Source organism: Fertoeibacter niger (assembly GCF_009380135.2).
Lineage (GTDB): Bacteria > Pseudomonadota > Alphaproteobacteria > Rhodobacterales > Rhodobacteraceae > Fertoeibacter > Fertoeibacter niger.
Genome location: NZ_WHUT02000003.1, coordinates 169,916 through 189,449 on the forward strand (window position 1 = coordinate 169,916; position 19,534 = coordinate 189,449).

Here is a 19,534-nt window from a genome sequence, read left to right on the forward strand (position 1 = left end):
GTGACGCATGGGCCTGACGGTTCTGGTCGATTACGACAGCGGCAACCTGCATTCCGCCGAAAAGGCCTTTCAGCGCATGGCGGCCGAGGTGGGCGCGGGCGACGTTCTGGTGTCTGACAGGCCCGAGGATGTGGCCCGCGCCGACCGGATCGTGCTGCCGGGCGACGGGGCCTTTCCGGCCTGCCGTCAGGCGTTGGGGGCCTATGGCGGGCTGTTCGAGGCGATCGAAGAGGCGGTGACGACGCGCGCGCGCCCCTTCCTTGGCATCTGCGTCGGCATGCAGATGATGGCAAGCTGGGGCCGCGAATACACCGACACCCGGGGTTTCGACTGGATCGGCGGCGAGGTGGTGAAGATCACCCCCGATGACCCGGCGCTGAAAGTGCCGCATATGGGCTGGAACGATCTGGTGATCGACCATCCGCATGCGGTGCTGGCGGGCATTGCCACGGGCGACCATGCCTATTTCGTGCATTCCTATCATTTCCGCGTGGCCAACCCGGCCGAACGGCTGGCCCATGCCGATTATGGCACGGCCATCACCGCGATCATCGGGCGCGACACGATGGTGGGAACCCAGTTCCACCCGGAAAAGTCACAAGCCACCGGGCTGCGCCTGATTGGCAATTTCCTGCGCTGGACCCCCTGAGTGGATCTGGCCGCCATCCTGCAAGGGATCGGGGCCGACATGGCCGCTGCCCCCGACCGGGGCCGGGTGGCTGATTATATCCCCGAACTGGCGCAGGTTGACCCCGCCCGTTTCGGCATCGCCGTGGCCTTGGCCGATGGGCGGATGCTGACGGCGGGCGATGCCACCGTGCCGTTTTCCATCCAGTCGATTTCCAAGGTGTTCACACTGGCGATTGCGCTGGGGCGTCTTGGCGACCAGCTTTGGGCGCGGGTGGGGCGCGAGCCTTCGGGCCATGCCTTCAACTCGATCCTGCAACTGGAGTATGAAAAGGGCATCCCACGCAACCCCTTCATCAACGCTGGGGCCATAGTCGTCACCGATGCGATCCTTGCGGGCCATGCCCCGCGCGAGGTGCTGGGCGAGCTTTTGACCTTCATCCGCACCGCCGCAGGGGATGACGACATCCACATCAACCAGCGTGTCGCACGGTCCGAAACCGAAACCGGGCATCGCAACATGGCGCTGGCACATTTTCTGCGGGCGCATGGCAACCTGCTGAATCCGCCGGAAAAAACGCTGGGCACCTATTTCCACCAATGCGCGGTGGACATGACTTGCACACAACTGGCCCGTGCGGGGCGGTTCCTGATGGCGGCCCCCGGCATGCCGCATCTGGTGTCACCGTCCCGCGTGCGGCGGATCAACGCGCTGATGATGACCTGCGGGCATTACGACGCCTCGGGCGATTTCGCCTATCGCGTGGGCCTGCCGGGCAAGTCGGGCGTGGGCGGCGGCATTCTGGCGGTGGCGCCGGGGCGGGCCAGCATCGCCGTCTGGTCCCCCGGCCTGAACGACCGGGGAAACTCGCATCTGGGCAGCCTTGCGATGGAGCGTCTGGCCCGGGCTACCGGCTGGTCGGTGTTCGGCTGAGTGTTCAGCCCGGCCAGCCCGACACCTGCGCACCACCGAACACCACCTGGCTACGCACGGCCGGGGTGAACAGGCCATACAGCATGCGCGGGCTGTCCGGCGCGCTGACCGCATCCAGTGCCGCGCGCTGCGCGTCTGTCAGCACCACGCCCAAAGCCGCGGCATTGTCGCCCACCTGCGCCGCGCGGCTGACGCCCATCAACACCGATGCCACCCCGGGCCGCCCCGCCACCCAGGCCAGCGCCACCCGTGCCGGGCTTTGCCCTGCATCCGCCGCCACCTGCCGCAACACATCGACGATGCGCCAGTTCTTTTCGGTAAACAGCGAGTCGCCAAAGGGGTTGGCCCCGTCCAGCCGCTTGTCATCCTCGGGCCGCACCTCGCCTGCGACCGCCGCATCACGCGGCACTCCGCCTTGGCGCGGGGCTGCCGCCTCGACCGTCGCGCGGTCGTATTTCCCGGCCAGCAGGCCATAGGCCAGCGGGCTCCACGGCATCAGGCCCATGCCAAAGGTGCGGGCCAGTGGCACATGCTCATCCTCCACGTCGCGGTTCACCAGCGCATAGAAATATTGCAGCGCCACCGGCCCCGGCAGGCCGCGCACCTGCGCCAGCGTGGCAAGCTGCGCCACGAACCAGGCCGGAGAGTTGGAAAGGCCCCAGTAGCGGATTTTGCCAGCCCGCACCATTCCCGCCATGGTTTCAAGCAGTTCCTCGGCAGGGGTGACGCCATCCCAGATATGCAGCCAGTAAAGATCGACGTAGTCGGTGCGCAGCCGCCGCAGCGAACGTTCCAGCGACGCCAGCAGGTGTTTTGCCCCGCTGCCGCCCTGATGCACCCCCTGCCCCGCCGCGAACCCCGACTTGGTGGCCAGCACGATCTGGTCGCGCAGACCGCGTTCGGCGATGAAATCGCCCAGCATTTCCTCGCTGCGTCCGGCGGAATAGACATCGGCTGTGTCCACGAAATTGCCGCCCGCCTCGGTATAGGCGTCGAACACGGCGCGGGATTCGGGCTCGGCCATGCCCCAGCGCGCGGTGCCGAAGGTCATGGTGCCCAGCGCCATCGGGCTGACGACAAGGCCGGAACGGCCCAGCGTGCGGTAATCGGTCAGGGGCATGATCTGTCTTTCATAGTGGTTGATATGAAACGCATGACAGGTCTTGCACCGCCCCGCAAGCTGTTTCATATTGATCGCTATGGAACATGCCCGCCGCAAGACCGGCCGCCCGCTGTCGTTTGACCGCGAGGCGGCGCTTCACAGCGCCATGCTGCTGTTCTGGCGGCATGGGTATGAGGCCACATCGCTGGCGGATCTGACGGCGGCGATGGGCATCACACCACCCAGCCTGTATGCGGCCTATGGTGACAAGAAGCGGTTGTTTCTGGCGGCGGTGGATCTGTATCTGTCAGGCCCCGTCACGACAGAGGGCATCATCGACAATGCCCCCAGCGCAAGGGCAGCGGCCCTGGGGCTGTTGCAGGCGGGGGCCATCGGCAATACCGGCGCCGATACGCCGCCCGGCTGTCTGCTGGCCACGGCCGCCATCAGCTGTTCGGCGGGGGCGGCAGATGTGCAGGCGGAACTGGCCGCAATACGCGGCCGGATCGTGGACGCATTGCGCGGCCGGATCAGCAAGGACATCGCCGCTGGCGTCCTGCCCCCCGGCACCGATGCCGATGCGCTGGCGGCATATGTGATGGCCCTCCTTCAGGGCCTGTCAACGCTGGCGCGCGACGGCGCGCCGCGCGACAGGTTGCTGCGGGTAATAGACGTGGCGATGCTGTGCTGGCCGTCGCGGGAACCCGGATAGACCTGTATCAGTTCACCCGGCTCCACGTCTGCTTCTTGCAGATCAGCCCGCCCGCCACGCAACCCGCCAGTTTCATCGAATTGCCGTTCAATTCGATGCCACCGACATAGATCTTGTTGTTGGCCGGGCGCCAGACCTTGCCCTCATAGGTGCCGTCGCTTTGCAGCACCATGTCGATGACCAGTTGCTTGCCGATGTTTTCCGACGCGTATTCGGCCCCGTCCTTGAACGTGCGCGAGATGACGCCACAGAAGGCCCCGCCACAGGGCGCGATGGTGACATGGGCATAGGCCCCGTCATCCACCTGGGTCTGCCAGACCCCTTCGACCGGGTCGGCAAGGGCGGCCCCGGCTGCGAACACGATTGCGGCGGCGAGTGCGATGAATTTCATGTGATCCTCCTCCCTGAAGGTTGATTTGACTATCCGCGACCGTGGCCGATTCCGGCAAGCGTGACGTGGGGTCGCGCGATCCGGGCAGGTCTGCGGCGCAGACCTTGGCAATCGGCCCCCGCCATGCGAAATGGGCGCGGCAATCAGCCGGAGCCTGCCATGATCCTCTATCCCGCCATTGATCTGAAAGACGGCCAGTGCGTGCGCCTGCTGCGCGGCGAGATGACGGCCGCCACCGTGTTCGGCGATGATCCGGCAGCGCAGGCGGCGGCCTTTGCCGGTGCAGGCTGCGCGTGGCTGCATCTGGTCGATCTGAACGGCGCCTTCGCGGGCCAGCCGGTGAACGGCGCGGCGGTCGAGGCGATATTGGCGCGGGTGAAGGTGCCCTGCCAGCTTGGCGGCGGCATCCGCGACATGGCGACGATCGAGGGCTGGCTGGCCAAGGGTCTGGCGCGGGTGATCCTGGGCACTGTGGCGGTGGAAAACCCCGCACTGGTGCGCGAGGCGGCACGCGCCTTTCCCGGCCGGGTCGCCGTGGGCATCGACGCCCGCAAGGGCGTCGTCGCCACCAAGGGCTGGGCGCATGAGACCGGCGTGCAGGCCACGGATCTGGCCCGCAGTTTCGAGGACGCCGGGGTGGCCGCCATCATCTACACCGACATCGACCGCGACGGCGCGATGCAGGGGCCCAACATCGCGGCCACCGAGGCGCTGGCCCGCGCCGTCAGCATCCCCGTCATCGCCTCGGGCGGTGTGGCATCGCTGGCCGACCTGATCGCCCTGCGCGACACGGGGGTGATCGCCGGTGCCATCTCGGGCCGCGCCCTGTATGATGGGGCGATTGATCTGGCGGCGGCGCTGGCGGCGCTGGCCCGCTGACCCGCTCTTTCCAGACAGAAATATCCTCGGGGGTGAGCCCGAAGGGCGAGGGGGCAGACAGCCCCCTTCCCCGCCCCGCCCTGCCGCGCTAAGGTCTGCCCATGCTGAAAACCCGCATCATTCCCTGCCTTGACGTGGCCGATGGCCGTGTGGTCAAGGGCGTCAACTTCACCAACCTGCGTGATGCGGGCGACCCGGTGGAGGCCGCACGCGCCTATGATGCGGCCGGGGCGGACGAGCTGTGTTTCCTCGACATCCACGCCACCCATGAAAACCGCGGCACGATGTTCGATCTGGTCACGCGCACGGCGGAACAATGCTTCATGCCGCTGACGGTGGGCGGCGGGGTGCGCACGCACCACGATGTGCGCGCGCTGCTGCTGGCGGGGGCCGACAAGGTGTCGTTCAACTCTGCCGCCGTGGCCGATCCCGATGTGGTGCGCGATGCCGCTGACCGTTTCGGCAGCCAGTGCATCGTGGTGGCGATTGATGCGAAAACCGTGGCCCCGGGGCGGTGGGAGATTTTCACCCATGGCGGGCGCAAACCCACCGGCATCGACGCGGTGGAATTTGCGCGCACGGTAGCGGCGAAAGGGGCGGGGGAAATCCTGCTCACCTCAATGGACCGCGACGGCACCCGTGCAGGCTTCAACCTGGCCCTGACCCGCGCCATTTCGGATGCGGTCAGCGTCCCCGTCATCGCCTCGGGCGGGGTCGGCACGCTGGATCATCTGGTGGAGGGTGTGACTTTGGGCGGCGCTTCCGCCGTGCTGGCCGCCTCGATCTTCCACTTCGGTGAATTCACCATTGCGCAGGCCAAGGCCCACATGGCCGCCGCCGGCATCCCGGTGCGGCTGTGAACGGCTCTGCGCTGGAACGCCTCGCCGCCACTATCGCGGCCCGCAAGGGGGCGGATCCTGACAGTTCCTGGACCGCGAAACTGCTGGCCAAGGGCCCGGAAAAATGCGCCGAGAAATTCGGCGAGGAAGCCATCGAGGCGATCATCGAGGCGGTGAAGGGCGACCGTGAACGGCTGACAGCCGAGGCGGCGGATGTGCTTTATCACCTGCTGGTCATGCTGGCAGCCCGCGATGTGACGCTGGCCGAGGTGCTGGCCGAGCTTGACCGGCGCGAGGGTGTATCCGGGCTGGCCGAAAAGGCCGCGCGCGGCTAGGCTGAGGAAAAACCCGGAGCGTGCCATGCCGAAAATCGCCGTCGAGAATGCGCTGCAACCCGGCAAGACCTACAATGTCGATGCCGGGAAATTCACCGCCATGCGCGCGGCGGTGCTGGCCGTGGTGCCCGATGCCCCGCCTGGCCTGACCCCGGCCCAGATCATTGCCGCCGTTGCCCCCCACCTGCCGCCCGCGCTGTTCCCGGGCGGGGAAAAGGCCGGATGGTGGGTGAAAGCCGTGCAACTGGATCTGGAGGCCAAGGGCGTGCTGCATCGCGCCGCAAAGCCCCCGGTGCGGCTATGGCGGGCGGGCTGAGACCCCCGCCGGTCGCCCGCACTGCACCCGAACGTTCTCGAGAACTTTTTGCAAAAATCTTCGAAGATTTTTTGGGCCTACAGCCCCAAACGCGGAATTTCGATGGCCGGGCAGCGGTTCTGCACGACCCTTACACCCTGCGCCTCGGCCAGCGCCGCTGCCGCCGCATTCTCCACCCCCAGCTGCATCCAGACCGTGCGCAGCCCCGGCAGATGCGCCAAAGCCTCATCCACTACCGGCCCCACCGCATCAGACCGCCGGAAGATATCGACCATATCCACCGGCACATCGGCGGGGATCGACGCCAGATCGGGATAGATCACCTCGCCCAGCGCCGTGCCGCCCGCCTGCCCGGGGTTGACCGGAATCACCCGGTAGCCCCGCCCCGCCAGCCATGCCGCAACCCGGTGGCTGGGACGGTCGGCATTCGGTGACCAGCCGACAAGGGCGATCACCCGGGTCGTGGTCAGAATGTCGCGCAGTTGATCATCTGACGGGTTCATCGGTTCTTCTCCTTGGGGCATCGGGTGCAGCCGGGCTTTGCCAGCGTCAGACACCACAGATACCCCGGCTTGGGCCATAAAAAAAGCGCCCGTGCCAAAGGGGACGGGCGCAGTGGCGGAACGAGGGACAGTGAAGTTCGAACGGGGGTTCCGACCCCGCTCTGGTTACAAAATAGCAACAGGCCCGCCGGAAAAAAGGCCCGGTCGCGCAACTGTGAACCCCATGCATCGGCGTCTGGTTGGCCTGAAGCGCCCTGCCGCCATGCGCGACATGCGCAATATATGCGACTACCTCTGGCTCACCGCATAAAGCGCCACAGCCGCCGCGTTCGATACATTCAGCGAACCGAAATCCCCCGCCGCAGGCACCCGCACCAGCTTGTCGCAGGTGTCACGGGTCTTGTCGCGCAGGCCCGGCCCCTCGGCCCCCAGCACCAGCCCGATGGGCCGCGTGCCCGCCGCAGCAACCGCCTCGGCCAGCGTTTCCGTCGCCTCGCCGTCCAGCCCCAGCAGCACATAACCCATGGATTTCAGGCTTTCCATCGCATCGGCCAGATTGACGACGCGCAAATAGGGCTGACGTTCCAGCGCGCCGCTGGCCGTCTTGGCCAAAGCGCCGGTTTCGGGGGCCGAATGGCGCTGGGGTGCGATCACCGCCCGCGCGCCGAACACCTCGGCCGACCGCAGCACCGCGCCCACGTTATGCGGGTCTGTCACCCGGTCCAGCAGAACCACCAGCGGCGCACCGGTGCCCGACACGCAGATATCCTCCAGCCGCCCCCAGTTCAGCGGCCGCACCTCCAGTGCCGCCCCCTGATGCACCGACCCCTCGTCGATCGGCACGTCAAACCGGCGCGGATCGACAATCTCCGGCTCCATCCCCGCCTCAGCCACCGCCTCTTCCAGCTTGTCGAAGGCGTTCTTGGTCAGCACCAGCCGCAGCTTTTCCCGCGCCGGGTTCACCAGCGCGTCGCGCACCGCATGCAGGCCGAACAGCCAGACGGTTTCCTTTTCCGCCGTGCGACGGGCGCGTTCCTTGTCGATCACCCAGGAAGGTTTCTGCGATCCCGTCGTCATGCTTTGCCCCGCTGCCAGCCGCCACAGCCCCGGCTGCGCGGCAGAGACAATGCGGCGCAGGGCCGGTGCGTGCAAGCGAAAACGGCCCCGCCCCGTGCAGGCTGCCTGTGAACCCACCCAACGTTGCCCCCTTCACTTTCCGCCTTGACGCCCCCCCACCCCTTCGCTAATCACGCCCCTCAGTGGGCGATGTGCTGCAAGGTGCGGCAGCGGACTGTAACTCCGCCGAGGCGACTCGTGCCTGGTTCGATTCCAGGATCGCCCACCAACTCAAACAAAAGACCGGTTTTTCAGGGCTTTGCGGCCAAACCTGTGGCAGATGGCGTGCAACGCTGCGCATCAGCCCATCACGCAAAATCCCGCACCGCTTGCGCCCGCACGCCGCCCCCGCCATGCTGCCGCCATGCCACAATCCCCGCTCCTTGCCTTCTTCGCCCGCCTGTTCGAGCCCACCTGGCTCCGTCACCAACGGCAGGCCTTTGCAGCCCACCCGCCCCCCGGATGGTGGCAGGTCGATGCCACGTCAGGCGCGCTGCTGGCCGGGGCGCTGAAAGACGGCCTGCCGCCGCAGGGGCACATGCTGGGCCGGGGCTGGGGCTGGCATGCCCTGGGGCGCGCCGATGGCAGCGATGACGTGCTTTACATCCGCCGCGACGGGCGCTGCGCCATCGTGCACCTGACCTGGCAGCGCGAGACCGATCCCCGCTGGCCAGTCTCGGCCCTCTACGCCAGCCTTGCCGAAGCCCGCGCAGCACTATACCGCTGGAGCGCCGCACCGGACCGGCCCACAGACCCCGAGGCCCCATGACCGACCGTTCCTTCCGCTTCAGCCATGCCATCACCCGCCGCCCCGCCGCCAGCATCACGGCAGGCCTGCGCGCGGTCGATACCGGCGCGCCCGATCTGGCGCTGATGCTGGCGCACCACGCCGACTACACCGCCGCCCTGCGCGCCACTGGCGCCACAATCGTGGAACTTGACGCGCTGGAACCCTACCCGGATTCGGTCTTTGTCGAGGATACCGCACTCTGCCTGCCCGAAGGCGCGGTGGTCATGCGCCCCGGCGCGCCCTCGCGTCTGGGCGAAGCGGCGGAAATGGCCCCGCATCTGGCGGCGCTTTACGGCCAGGTCGTCAGCATCACCGGCCCCGGCTTCATCGAGGGCGGCGACATCCTGGTGACGGAGCGTGAGATTCTGGTGGGCCGCTCGGCCCGCACCGATGCGGCGGGCATCGCCGAACTGATCCGGCTGGTGACACCCTGGGGCCACAAGGTGCGCGAGGTGGAAACCCCGCCCGGCGTGCTGCATTTCAAGACCGACTGCTCGCTGCTGGATGCCGAGACCATCCTCGCCACCCCGCGGCTTGCCGCGTCAGGCTGTTTCGACGGCTACCGAGTCATCCACACAGGCGAGGGCGAAGAGGCCGCAGCCAATTCCATCCGCTTCAATGATCTGGTGCTGGCCCCCGCCGGTTTCCTCCGCACCGCCGAAACTCTGGACCGCGCGGGTTACAACCTGCGCCTCATCGGCAACAGCGAATGCGCCAAACTTGATGGCGGCATGTCCTGCCTCAGCCTGCGTTTCACCCCTCACCCGTGACGCGGCACTGACCTGCCACGGCGCGACATCCGCGGCTATACGCCATCCGCGCCTTCATCCTGGCAAAGCATCCCCGCCTTGGGCCTCGACAATCCGGCCCCCCAAAAACCGCACACCCTTTCTTGCTGGCCCAAATATCCCCGCCGGAGGCCTCCACCATCCCGGCCCCCCATCGCCCCAGACCACCGCGCCGCCGGTTCCCGCATCCCCTGGCAAGGCCGTTCCCGGGGCCTCGATTGCCGCGGGAACGGCTCCTCCGCCTCAGGGGATCAGCACCGCCGCACGCTCCAGATCGGCGCGGTCCTCGGTGCCGTCGTCGAACACCACCACCACCGACACGCTCTGCACCATGCCCAGGGGCAGCACGACATAGGGCAGATGCCCCTCCAGCGTCATCGCATTGGGCTGGGCCGTGCCCTCGTGGCACGGTTCGGTTTCCCAGACCTTTGCCGCTGCGCCCGAATTCACCGAAAACCGGATCTCCGACAGGCCGCAGCGCCAGCTTTCCAGATGGGTAAAATACAAAAGGTCATTGCCCTCATATTCCCGGATAGCCACCCAACTGCCCTTTGTGGCCGCCAGAATCGGCTTCACCTCGGCCGCCGTGGTGAAATTCTGCGCCAGACCCGGCCCACCGGCCGCAAGGCCCAGCAGCACCGCCGCAACACCGCCGAACCACCGCATCCTGTTGCCCCTTTTCGCTTTTTCACCGCGCGCGAAGCCGGATAGACTGCCCTTCACCCGTCAGCGCAGGTTCAGTATGCCCAAAGCCCCCCCCGCCCGGCAATCCTTCAATATCCTTGCCGTGGTGCAGGGTGGCCGTTTGCAATACGAGGCAGTGCTGCTGGCCGCCTCGCTGCGCGCCACGAACCCCGGCTTTGCGGGCCAGCTTTATCTGGCCGAACCGCAGCAAGGGCCCCTTTGGCCCGATGACCCGCGCGTCACCGATCCGGCCACGCGGGGCCTGCTGCAAAGCCTGGGCGCGGTATTCCTGCCGTTCGAGAACCGGGTGTTCGGCCAAAGCTATCCCTATGGCAACAAGATCGAGGCGCTGGCGGCCCTGCCTGATGCGCCCTTCCTGTTTCTGGATACCGACACGCTGGTCTGCGGGCCGCTCGATACGCTGGCGATTGATTTCACCCGCCCCTCGGCCTCGATGCGGCGCGAGGGCACCTGGCCGCAGCCCGATCTTTATGGCCCGACGATGGCGGATATCTGGTCCTCTCTCTACACCAAGTTCGGGCTGGATTTCGCCAGCAGCCTCGATCTGTCGCAGCCTGACAATTACTGGCAACGCTATCTCTACTTCAACGCGGGCTGGTTTCTGCATGACAGCCCGCAGGCCTTTGGCCAGCGGTTTCTGGATTATGCCACCGCGATCCGCGATGACCCGCCGCCAGAACTGGTCTGCCAGTCGCTTGACCCCTGGCTGGATCAGGTGGCTTTGCCGCTGGTGGTGCATGCCTTGGGCGGCGGGCGGCCCGGGCCGGGGCTGTCGGGGCTGGACGGTGATGTGACCTGCCACTGGCGCACCCTGCCGCTGCTTTACGCCCGCGAAGCCGACCGGGTGGTGGCGGTGCTGGAACAGGTGGCCGCGCAGAACCCGGTGAAAAAGGTGCTGAAGGAGTATCAGCCCTTCAAGAAAATGCTTTATCAGGGCAAGGGTGCCGCAGTGCGGGCGCTGTTTGATCGCGCGGCCCTGCCCCGGCGCGAACAGATCATCCGCAACACCATCAAGCGCGAGGGCCTGTGGGTGCGTTGAGCGATTACATCCGCAGCACTGGATAAAGCGACGCGACCAGCAATGCGGCCATGGTCCAGTTGAACGCCCGCAGCCGCGCGGGGTTGGTCAGCACGCGGCGCAACTGCTGGCCGATCAGCGTCCAGACACTGACCGAGGGCAGATTCACCGCGCCGAACACGCCCGCCACCAGCGCAAGGCTGGCAAGGCTGCGGTCGGGGGCATAAACGGCGGTCGCGGTCAGCGCCATGGCCCAGGCCTTCGGGTTCACCCATTGAAACGCCGCCGCCTGCAGGAATGTCATGGGGCGGCCCTTGGCCTGGCCCTCTTTCGGCGGGGCGGCATTGGCGATCTTCCAAGCCAGCCACAGCATATAGGCCACCGAGGCCAGCTTCAGCGCCCATTCCGCCGCAGGCAGCGCCAGCACCACGCCCGCCAGCCCCAACCCCACCAGAAAGGCCATGGCGACAAAGCCGATGCCGATGCCCAGCATATGCGGCACGGTGCGCGACCAGCCGAAATTCGCGCCTGACGCCATCAGCATCAGGTTGTTGGGCCCCGGCGTGACCGAGGTGACAAAGGCGAAAGCGACCAGCGCTGTGAAAAGATCATATGTCATGGCGCAAGGATCATCCGGATCACGCGGCATTTGATTGCAATTTTGCTGCCAAGAACGCATTCTTCGCAATAAATGGCGAAACTGGATGAGATAGACCAAAAGATATTGCGCGAACTGACGCGCAACGGCCGGATCAGCAATCTTGATCTGGCCGACCGTATCGGCCTGTCACCCTCGGCCTGCCTGCGCCGGGTGCAGGAGCTGGAGCGCAGCGGCGTGATCAAGGGCTACCGCGCGGTGCTGGATGCGGGCAAGATGGGTGCGGGCTTTCTGGCCTATATCACCGTGGGCCTGTCGGTGCATACCAAGGCCGCGCAAGAGGCGTTCGAGCGTGCCATGGCCCGCGCGCCCGAGGTGCGCGAATGCCACAACATCACCGGCACCGTGGAATATTTGCTGCGGGTAGAGGCCGCCGATCTGGCCGCCTACAAGCATTTCCACACCGAGGTTCTGGGCGTGCTGCCGCAGGTGAACGCGCTGACCACCTATGTGGTGATGGGTTCCCCCAAGGATGAACGCGCCTGAACGCCGCTTCAGGCTTTGCGCTTCATTCACCCGATTTTCCGCAGGTTTTTTTCCTTTTCCGCAAGATTCCACCCGTTTTCCGCCCCCTGCAAGCCGGTTGTGCGGTGGCATCGCTTCCCCTAACCTGCCGCCGATCTGATCCACGGGAGGGAGACCCAGATGACCGCACCGCGCAAGCTTGGCTTCGATACGCTGCAAATCCACGCCGGGGCAAAGCCCGATCCGGCGACCGGCGCGCGGCAGGTGCCGATCTACCAGACCACGGCCTATGTGTTCCGCGATGCCGATCACGCGGCCAAACTCTTCAACCTGCAGGAGGTGGGCTATATCTATTCGCGCCTGACCAACCCCACGGTATCGGCGCTTGCCGAACGCGTGGCGGCGCTGGAGGGCGGGGCGGGCGCCATATGCTGTTCGTCCGGCCATGCCGCACAGATCATGGCGCTGTTTCCGCTGATGGGGCCGGGCTGCAATGTGGTGGCATCCACCCGGCTTTACGGCGGCACGATCCAGCAGTTTTCCAACACGATCCGCAAATTCGGCTGGTCGGCAAAGTTTGTCGATACCGACGATCTGGCGGCGCTTGAGGCGGCGGTGGATGACAACACCCGCGCGATCTTCGTCGAAAGCATCGCCAACCCGGGCGGCTATATCACCGATCTGGATGCCGTCGCGGCGGTGGCCGACAAGGTGGGCCTGCCGCTGATCGTGGACAACACCACCGCGACGCCCTACCTCACGCGGCCCATCGAGCACGGAGCCACGCTGGTCGTGCATTCGGCCACGAAATACCTGACCGGCAATGGCACGGTGACAGGCGGCATCGTGGTGGACTCAGGCAAATTCGACTGGTCGGCGAGCGGAAAGTTCCCCAGCCTGGCCGCACCCGAACCCGCCTATCACGGGCTGAACTTCCATGCCGCCTTGGGGGGCATGGCGTTCACCTTCCACTCCATCGCCGTGGGGCTGCGCGATCTTGGCATGACGATGAACCCGCAGGGCGCGCATTACACGCTGATGGGGATCGAGACGCTGAGCCTGCGCATGGAACGTCATGTTGCAAATGCCAAAAAGGTCGCCGCCTGGCTGGAGGCTGATCCCCGGGTGGATTTTGTGACCTATGCGGGCCTTGCGTCATCGCCCTGGCATGACCGGATGGCGCGCATCTGCCCCAAGGGTGCCGGGGCGCTGTTCACCTTTGCGGTGAAGGGCGGCTATGACGCCTGCGTGAAACTGGTCGACGGGTTGGAATTGTTCAGCCATGTGGCCAATCTGGGCGACACGCGCAGCCTGATCATCCATCCCGCCTCGACCACGCACCGGCAACTGCCGCCGGAAAAGCTGGCCGGGGCCGGGGCCGCGCCGAATGTGGTGCGCCTGTCGATCGGCATCGAGGATGCCGATGACCTGATCGCCGATCTGGATCAGGCTTTGGCCAAGGCCACCGCCTGAGGGCTGCGCGAATGGAAATGGGGCTGGCGCAAGCACCAGCCCCATTCTGCGATGCGCAAGACGCGCTTATTGCTCCAGCGCGAAGATCACCGTCACCTGCGCGGTCATCGTCACTTCACCCTCGGCCACCGGCACGGCATCGGCGGCCATTCCCGCCTCCATGCGGAACTGGGGCATCGGCGGGGCATAGCCGCCGCCTTCGGTGATCTCGATGATCGGGCCCAGCCCCACGCCCGCAGCGCCGGTCAGCAGCGTGGCCTTGGCCACGGCATCGGCCACCGCGCGCTTGCGCGCCTCGTCCATCGCCGGATCGGGGTCGGTCAGGCCGAACCCCACGCCGTTCAGCGTATTGGCCCCGTCCTGCACCGCCGCATCCAGCACGCCGCCCAAAGTATCCAGCGCCCGCACCCGCACCGTCAGCATGTTCTGCGCGATATAGCCGGTGATCACGGGAGGGGCGTTGTCTCTGGTCGATTGCCAGTTGGCATTCAGCGACAGCCCGGTGGTTTGCAGATCACGATCGGCGATGCCCGCCGCGCGCAGACGCTCCAGCACCTTGGCCAGTTCGGCGGAATTGGCGGCCATCGCCTCGGCTGCGGTGGCCGCTTCGGTCATCACGCCAAGGGTGATGGTGGCCATGTCGGGCCGTGCATCGACCCGGCCTTCGCCGGTCACGGTGATGCGGGGGCTTTGCACCTCTTGCGCCATTGCGGCGAAGGGCAGGGCGATGGCGGTGGCCAGGGCGAGAGCGGTCAGAATGCGCATGGGGATCCTCCTTGGATTTAAGCGACATTTCCTCTCTCTGACGCGGGCCGCAAGGCGATCCTTGGGGCTTTTTCTTTCATTCGGCAAAAACCTGCTGTAAAGGATCAAGGGTCGCGGCGGCAGACTCCCCGACACCCCGCAAACCATGCTAGACCCGTGGAATGAAACCCAGTTTTGCCCTCACCCTGTCGGATGACGAGATCGGCCTGTTGCACCGCACCGCGCGGGGCTGGCTGGAAATCGGTCAGACCCGGTTCGACAACCCCGACCTGACCGAGGCGCTGGGATACCTGCGCGGCTCGGCCACCGGCCTGTCGCCCCGGGGCATCACCACAAAGCTGGTGATCCCCAATTCCCAGATCCTTTACATGGAACTGGACGCGCCCGGCCCCGATGCCGCGCAGCGGCGCAAACAGATCAGGGCGGCCTTGCAGGGCCGCACCCCCTATGACGTGGCCGATCTGGTGTTTGACTGGGCAGGCAGCGGCCCCACCGTGCAGGTGGCCGTCGTGGCGCGCGAAACGCTGGAGGTGGCCGAGGGCTTTGCCGCCGAGCATCGTTTCAACCCCTTGTCCTTTGTGGCGATCCCGCCGCCCGGCGTGTTCGGCAAGGAGCCGTGGTTCGGCCCCACCACGATGGCGCCTACCCTGCTGCCCGAGGGCGACAAGGTGGAGCGTGACGCCCAGCCCATCATCATCGTCGCACGGGAAATGCCCAAGGCAGACCCCGCACCGGTTGCTGCACCTGCGGCAATGGTGGAACCGGACGCCCCGGCCATGGCAGCGCCGTTGGCCCGGACGCCGGAGCCCGTAGCCGAGGCCGATCCGGTTGCCGCGCCTGCGGTGGTGCAGGCGGAAACCCCGCCCATGCCCAAGCCTGACATGCCTGCGCCCCGCGCCGCGGCTGATGAGGCACCGGTGGTGGCCGCGCCTGTTCCACCTGCGGCGGCAGCGGCCGAACCCGTGACCATCGCCGTGCCAGAGCCTGCGCCAGAACCCGCCCCCCCGGCAAGACCTGTGCCAGAGCCTGCGGTCGTGCCAGAGCCTGCGGTCGTGCCAGAATCTGCGGTTGTGCCAGAACCTGCGGTTGTGCCAGAACCTGCGGTTGTGCCAGAGCCTGCGGTTGTGCCAGAGCCTGCGGTTCCCGTCGCCCCCGCAACGACCAGACCCCAGGCATCGTCGCCCCAGGCGGCTGCGGCCAGGGCCGCGCGTGACGCGCGCGCCGAGCCGGCAGCTCCGGCGCGGCCCGCCCCTGCCAGCGTGCTGGCCGATCCGCTGGAACCTGTGCAACCCGCCCGCGCAACCGATGTGCCCGACGCGCCCTTCATCGACGTGGCCGATGTGGCGGCGGAAGAGCCCGCAGCACCATCGTTCGCCAGCCGCCGGGCCGCAGCCGATGCCGCTCCGCCGCCTCTGACTGTGGCCGCCACGACCTTTACCGCCCCCAAACCGCCGAAACTCGCGTCACCCGTGGCGGCCCCGGCTGCCCGTGCGGCCCCTGCAGCCAGCCGGCCCACCGCGGCTGCGGTGCCGCGCCCGCAGGCCAGCGGCGCGGCGGTGACAGCCCCCAGCATTCCCGGCGGACGCGGGCGCAAGCCGGTCAAGCCGATTGCCAAGCCTTCGGCCACGCCCGCCGGGGCGCAGCCACCCGCCAGCGGTGCCAGCACCATGGGCGGCTTTGGTGCGCGGCAATTGCCGCAGCGGGGCAAGCCGCGCTATCTGGGCCTGATCCTGACAGGGGCGCTGCTGCTGTTTCTGGCGCTGGTGGCGGCCTGGTCGTCGTTCTACATCGCCAGCCGGTCCGACACCGCCGAGGTCGAGGCGGCTGCGCTGACCCTGCCGGATACCGCCGCTGTGCCCGATGACGGCGGCGATGTTGCGGCGATCACCGCCCCCGATGCCCTGCCCCTGCCGGGCATCGAGGATGAGATGCTGGCAGACCTTCAGGATCCGGCAGATTTTTCAGCCGAAGAGGCGGCAGAGCTTCCGGCGGCTGATGTGCCAGTGGCGGCTGATGTTCCTGTCGTAGCGGATGCGCCAGAGGTGGTTGCGCCCGGCGCAGACACAGCAGCGGAAACCTCTGCCAGCGATCTGCCCGCGAATGCGGTTGCGCCTGAAGCTGCCGCGGCGGCCCTGCCCGGCGCGACGGTGCCCGCAGACGCCGCGGCAGTGGTGGCAGAAGTGGCGGCGCCCCCGTCCCTGCCCGCGCCTGATCTGCCCGCACCGGACCTGCCCGCACCGGACCTGCCGGTCTCCGCAACCGAAAGCCCCAGCGTGCGCCCGCTGTCCGAGGCTCAGGACGAGATTTTTCTGGCCACGATGGACAGTCCGCTGGAACAGCTGGATGCCGTGGCCCTGCCGCAGCCGCGCAGCGCGACAGATGCCCTGCCCGCAGCCCAACTGCCGCCGCCACCCTTCGGCACCACCTATCAGTTTGACAGCGCGGGCCGCATCCTGCCGACACCCGAAGGCATCGTGACGCCCGAAGGCTATACGCTGGTTGCAGGCCGCCCGGCGCTGGTGCCGCCTGCGCGCCCAGCCGCTGCCGCTGCCGCTGCCGTGCCACCCGCCGCAGCGGAACCGGCTGCCACAGCGGCGCAGGCACCCGATGCCGCCCCCGCGGACACCGCCAACGCCGCGCCCGATCCGGCGCTGGCCGGTGCGCGCCCGCGCAGCCGCCCCGAGGGTCTGGTGCCCCCGCCCGCGCAGGCCGAAGATGACGCGGCGCTGGCCGATGCCGATGGCACACGCGTGACCAGCCGCCGCCCGCTGGTGCGTCCGGCCTCGGTTTTCGCACAGGCCGAGGCGGCGCGCGAGGCGACGGCAGCGGCCTCGCTGGTGCTGGCTGCGGCCAGCGCCCCGGCTGTCGTGCCGCAAAGCCCGCTGGCGCTGACCGTCTCGCGCAAACCGCAGACCCGGCCCCAGGATTTCTCGCGTTCGGTCGAGGCTGCCGTGGCCGCCGCCGTGCGCCAGCCCGATCCGCCCGCCGCCCAGCCCGAAGAACAGCCCGCAGCGCGATCGGAACCCGAGGCGGATGATGAGCCCGAAGTGGTGGCCAGTGCCGCCCCGCGCATTCCCACCCGCGCCTCTGTGGCGAAACAGGCGACGTTCACCAATGCCATCAACCTGTCAAAGATCAACCTGATCGGCGTCTATGGCACGTCATCGAAACGCTCGGCGCTGGTGCGGCAGGCCAATGGCCGCTACCGCAAGGTCGCCGTGGGCGACCGGGTGGACGGTGGCACGGTGGCGGCCATCACCGCCAGCGAATTGCGCTATCAAAAGGGCAGCCGGATGATCACGCTGGCCATGCCGCAGGGCTGAACAGGGCCTGATGGCGATGAGAAAGGGGCGGCGCAGATGTTGCGCCGCCCCTTTCGTTCCGGCCCCTGACCCGGGTAGGGATCAGGCCTCAACTCGCCTTCAGCACACCCCGGTCGATCTGGTCCTGTTCGATGCTTTCGAACAATGCGCGGAAATTGCCCTCGCCAAACCCGTCGTCGCCCTTGCGCTGGATGAATTCGAAGAAGATCGGCCCGATCACGGTTTTCGAGAATATCTGCAACAGGATGCGCGTCTCGCCGCCATCCACCACACCCTCGCCGTCAATCAGGATGCCGTGTTTCGCCATCTGGTCGATGGGTTCGTTATGGCCCGCCACGCGGGTTTTCGACAGCTCGTAATAGGCCATCGGCGGTTTCGGCATGAACGTCAGCCCGCGCGCGGCGATCTCGTCGGTGGCGCTGTAGATGTCTGCCGCCCCCACCGCGATATGTTGAATACCCTCGCCCTTGTAGCGTTTCAGATATTCCACGATCTGCCCGGTCTCGCCGCGATCCTCGTTGATCGGGATGCGGATGCGCTGGCAGGGGCTGGTCAATGCGCGGGAAAACAGCCCGGTGAACTTGCCCTCGATGTCGAAGAACCGGATCTGCTTGAAGCCGAAGATGCGGCCATAGAAGTCGAACCACGTGTCCATGTTGCCCTTGTGGACATTGTGGGTCAGGTGGTCGAGGTAATAGAACCCCACCCCGGCGGGCTTCGCCGCCGCCAGCCAGTCGTATTCCGCGTCATAGGGGTTCGTGCTGCCATAGCGGTCGGTGAAATAGATCAACGACCCGCCGATACCCACGATTGCAGGCAGGTCCAGCGTCTTGTCGCGGCCCATGTAGGGCTCGGCCCCGTTCGCCACCGCATGCGCAAAGGCATGCTGCGCATCAACCACGCGCCAGCCCATCGACGGCGCGCAGGGGCCGTGTTCATCGACAAACCGGCGGGCATGGCTGCCGGGCTCGTCATTCAGGATATAGGTGATGTCGCCCTGCTGCCACAGTTCCACCGCTTTGGTCTTGTGCCGCGCGGTCAGCGCGTAGCCCATCCGCGTGAAGAGTTCGCGCAGCTTTTCCGGCTCGGGGTGGGCGAATTCGACAAATTCAAAGCCATCGGTCCCGGCGGGATTGGCGGCGGAAATGACGGCTTGCGGCGCGGAATGCGGGAACGGGCCCATGGCGATCTCCTTCATGCGTGACAATTGCAAGAATAGGCCAGGCCATGCGGGTTTTTTGCGCATTCTGGCCCCCGCACATTGCCATATCTGCGGCATTCCCGCAGACTTGCCGCGAACAGCGCGAGTTTTCCGCAATGATTGACGAGATTGATTCCCGCCTGCTGACCGCCCTGCAAAAGAACGCCCATCTGACGGCGCAGGATCTGGGCGACATGCTGCACCTGTCGCCCAGTCAGGCGGGCCGTCGCCGGCAGCGGCTGGAGGCCGAGGGTTTCATCACCGGCTATACCGCCCGGCTTGATCCGGCGCGGGTGGGGCTGCATGTGCAGGCCTTCGTGCAGGTGCAGATGGCAACGCATGCCCCGGATGTGGTCAAGGGCTTTGCCACCCTGGTCGGCACCCGGCCCGAGGTCATCTCGGCATGGACACTGACCGGCGAGGCGGATTACCTTCTGCGCGTCTATTGCGCCGATCTGGCGGCGCTGAACCGGCTGATCCATCAGGTGCTGCTGCCCCACCCCGCCGTGGCCCGCGTGCAAAGCCAGATCGTGATGGACCAGTTCAAACCCGATACCGCCCTGCCCACCTGAAGCCGCCACCCTGTCCGCCCGC

The 19,534-nt window shown here is 67.0% G+C and carries 22 protein-coding genes and 1 tRNA gene; 15 read left to right on the top strand and 8 right to left on the bottom strand.

Translation table 11 applies throughout. The features are described 5' to 3' along the window. The first annotated feature begins 7 nt into the window (after window positions 1-7). Complete coding sequence (gene hisH / locus GEU84_RS06415) at window positions 8-649, top strand: imidazole glycerol phosphate synthase subunit HisH (protein WP_152824789.1); 642 nt, start codon at window positions 8-10, stop codon at window positions 647-649. Continuing rightward, the gene (locus GEU84_RS06420) at window positions 650-1,561 is read left to right on the top strand and encodes a glutaminase (protein WP_174539360.1); all 912 of its coding nucleotides are present in this window, start codon (window positions 650-652) and stop codon (window positions 1,559-1,561) included. Window positions 1,562-1,565: 4 nt separating this feature from the next. Here the strand turns inward: GEU84_RS06420 and GEU84_RS06425 are convergent, their stop codons facing one another. Then, window positions 1,566-2,681: an aldo/keto reductase gene (locus GEU84_RS06425; RefSeq protein ID WP_152824787.1), complete on the bottom strand. Its 1,116-nt coding sequence runs from the start codon at window positions 2,679-2,681 to the stop codon at window positions 1,566-1,568. Window positions 2,682-2,760: 79 nt separating this feature from the next. On the opposite strand from GEU84_RS06425, the gene GEU84_RS06430 reads away from it, so the two are divergent. Then, the gene (locus GEU84_RS06430; protein ID WP_152824784.1) at window positions 2,761-3,375 is read left to right on the top strand and encodes a TetR/AcrR family transcriptional regulator; all 615 of its coding nucleotides are present in this window, start codon (window positions 2,761-2,763) and stop codon (window positions 3,373-3,375) included. 7 nt (window positions 3,376-3,382) lie between these two features. On the opposite strand, the gene GEU84_RS06435 is transcribed toward GEU84_RS06430, so the two are convergent. Further along, window positions 3,383-3,766, bottom strand: coding sequence for a DUF2147 domain-containing protein (locus GEU84_RS06435; RefSeq protein WP_152824782.1), 384 nt, complete (start codon window positions 3,764-3,766; stop codon window positions 3,383-3,385). A 159-nt stretch (window positions 3,767-3,925) separates the two neighbouring features. Between GEU84_RS06435 and hisA the strand changes: the two genes are divergently transcribed. The 4 genes from hisA to GEU84_RS06455 all read left to right on the top strand — a co-directional run bounded on the left by hisA (window position 3,926) and on the right by GEU84_RS06455 (window position 6,135). Then, window positions 3,926-4,645 carry a 1-(5-phosphoribosyl)-5-[(5-phosphoribosylamino)methylideneamino]imidazole-4-carboxamide isomerase gene (gene hisA, locus GEU84_RS06440; RefSeq protein ID WP_152824780.1) on the top strand — a complete coding sequence of 240 codons (720 nt, stop codon included), beginning with the start codon at window positions 3,926-3,928 and terminating at the stop codon, window positions 4,643-4,645. 101 nt (window positions 4,646-4,746) lie between these two features. Continuing rightward, complete coding sequence (gene hisF, locus GEU84_RS06445; RefSeq protein ID WP_152824778.1) at window positions 4,747-5,505, top strand: imidazole glycerol phosphate synthase subunit HisF; 759 nt, start codon at window positions 4,747-4,749, stop codon at window positions 5,503-5,505. Continuing rightward, a complete protein-coding gene (locus GEU84_RS06450) occupies window positions 5,502-5,819 on the top strand; it encodes a phosphoribosyl-ATP diphosphatase (protein WP_338144766.1) in 318 nt (105 codons plus the stop codon). Before hisF ends, GEU84_RS06450 begins: the two co-directional genes overlap by 4 nt. A gap of 25 nt (window positions 5,820-5,844) precedes the next feature. Further along, window positions 5,845-6,135 carry a DUF6958 family protein gene (locus GEU84_RS06455; protein ID WP_152824776.1) on the top strand — a complete coding sequence of 97 codons (291 nt, stop codon included), beginning with the start codon at window positions 5,845-5,847 and terminating at the stop codon, window positions 6,133-6,135. Window positions 6,136-6,212: 77 nt separating this feature from the next. Here GEU84_RS06455 and GEU84_RS06460 read toward each other — a convergent pair whose 3' ends face one another. After that, window positions 6,213-6,638: a CoA-binding protein gene (locus GEU84_RS06460; RefSeq protein WP_152824774.1), complete on the bottom strand. Its 426-nt coding sequence runs from the start codon at window positions 6,636-6,638 to the stop codon at window positions 6,213-6,215. Between the two features lie 288 nt (window positions 6,639-6,926). Beyond that, the gene (gene rlmB / locus GEU84_RS06465; RefSeq protein WP_152824772.1) at window positions 6,927-7,715 is read right to left on the bottom strand and encodes a 23S rRNA (guanosine(2251)-2'-O)-methyltransferase RlmB; all 789 of its coding nucleotides are present in this window, start codon (window positions 7,713-7,715) and stop codon (window positions 6,927-6,929) included. 184 nt (window positions 7,716-7,899) lie between these two features. Between rlmB and GEU84_RS06470 the strand changes: the two genes are divergently transcribed. The 3 genes from GEU84_RS06470 (at window position 7,900) to GEU84_RS06480 (ending at window position 9,314) form a co-directional block, all read left to right on the top strand. Then, window positions 7,900-7,983, top strand: a tRNA-Tyr gene (locus GEU84_RS06470). Window positions 7,984-8,118: 135 nt separating this feature from the next. Continuing rightward, entirely contained in the window at window positions 8,119-8,523 is a 405-nt protein-coding gene (locus GEU84_RS06475; protein ID WP_152824770.1) for a hypothetical protein, read from the top strand. After that, window positions 8,520-9,314 (top strand): dimethylarginine dimethylaminohydrolase family protein, encoded by a 795-nt coding sequence (locus GEU84_RS06480; protein ID WP_152824768.1) that lies wholly within the window; start codon window positions 8,520-8,522, stop codon window positions 9,312-9,314. Before GEU84_RS06475 ends, GEU84_RS06480 begins: the two co-directional genes overlap by 4 nt. A gap of 261 nt (window positions 9,315-9,575) precedes the next feature. Here the strand turns inward: GEU84_RS06480 and GEU84_RS06485 are convergent, their stop codons facing one another. Continuing rightward, window positions 9,576-9,998, bottom strand: a complete 423-nt coding sequence (locus GEU84_RS06485; protein ID WP_241427602.1) for a hypothetical protein — start codon at window positions 9,996-9,998, stop codon at window positions 9,576-9,578. A gap of 76 nt (window positions 9,999-10,074) precedes the next feature. Between GEU84_RS06485 and GEU84_RS06490 the strand changes: the two genes are divergently transcribed. Further along, window positions 10,075-11,076, top strand: coding sequence for a hypothetical protein (locus GEU84_RS06490; RefSeq protein WP_152824766.1), 1,002 nt, complete (start codon window positions 10,075-10,077; stop codon window positions 11,074-11,076). A 4-nt stretch (window positions 11,077-11,080) separates the two neighbouring features. On the opposite strand, the gene GEU84_RS06495 is transcribed toward GEU84_RS06490, so the two are convergent. After that, the gene (locus GEU84_RS06495) at window positions 11,081-11,674 is read right to left on the bottom strand and encodes a LysE family translocator (protein ID WP_152824764.1); all 594 of its coding nucleotides are present in this window, start codon (window positions 11,672-11,674) and stop codon (window positions 11,081-11,083) included. Window positions 11,675-11,746: 72 nt separating this feature from the next. On the opposite strand from GEU84_RS06495, the gene GEU84_RS06500 reads away from it, so the two are divergent. Next, window positions 11,747-12,199 carry an Lrp/AsnC family transcriptional regulator gene (locus tag GEU84_RS06500; RefSeq protein ID WP_152824762.1) on the top strand — a complete coding sequence of 151 codons (453 nt, stop codon included), beginning with the start codon at window positions 11,747-11,749 and terminating at the stop codon, window positions 12,197-12,199. Between the two features lie 159 nt (window positions 12,200-12,358). Next, a complete protein-coding gene (locus GEU84_RS06505) occupies window positions 12,359-13,651 on the top strand; it encodes an O-acetylhomoserine aminocarboxypropyltransferase/cysteine synthase family protein (protein ID WP_152824761.1) in 1,293 nt (430 codons plus the stop codon). Window positions 13,652-13,717: 66 nt separating this feature from the next. On the opposite strand, the gene GEU84_RS06510 is transcribed toward GEU84_RS06505, so the two are convergent. Next, a complete protein-coding gene (locus tag GEU84_RS06510; RefSeq protein WP_152824759.1) occupies window positions 13,718-14,416 on the bottom strand; it encodes an SIMPL domain-containing protein in 699 nt (232 codons plus the stop codon). Window positions 14,417-14,577: 161 nt separating this feature from the next. On the opposite strand from GEU84_RS06510, the gene GEU84_RS06515 reads away from it, so the two are divergent. After that, window positions 14,578-17,739 (top strand): translation initiation factor 2, encoded by a 3,162-nt coding sequence (locus GEU84_RS06515; RefSeq protein ID WP_152824757.1) that lies wholly within the window; start codon window positions 14,578-14,580, stop codon window positions 17,737-17,739. An 88-nt stretch (window positions 17,740-17,827) separates the two neighbouring features. Here the strand turns inward: GEU84_RS06515 and hppD are convergent, their stop codons facing one another. Then, window positions 17,828-18,922, bottom strand: a complete 1,095-nt coding sequence (hppD, locus tag GEU84_RS06520) for a 4-hydroxyphenylpyruvate dioxygenase (protein ID WP_152825129.1) — start codon at window positions 18,920-18,922, stop codon at window positions 17,828-17,830. A gap of 134 nt (window positions 18,923-19,056) precedes the next feature. On the opposite strand from hppD, the gene GEU84_RS06525 reads away from it, so the two are divergent. Beyond that, window positions 19,057-19,512 carry an Lrp/AsnC family transcriptional regulator gene (locus tag GEU84_RS06525; RefSeq protein ID WP_152824755.1) on the top strand — a complete coding sequence of 152 codons (456 nt, stop codon included), beginning with the start codon at window positions 19,057-19,059 and terminating at the stop codon, window positions 19,510-19,512. Window positions 19,513-19,534: the final 22 nt, after the last annotated feature.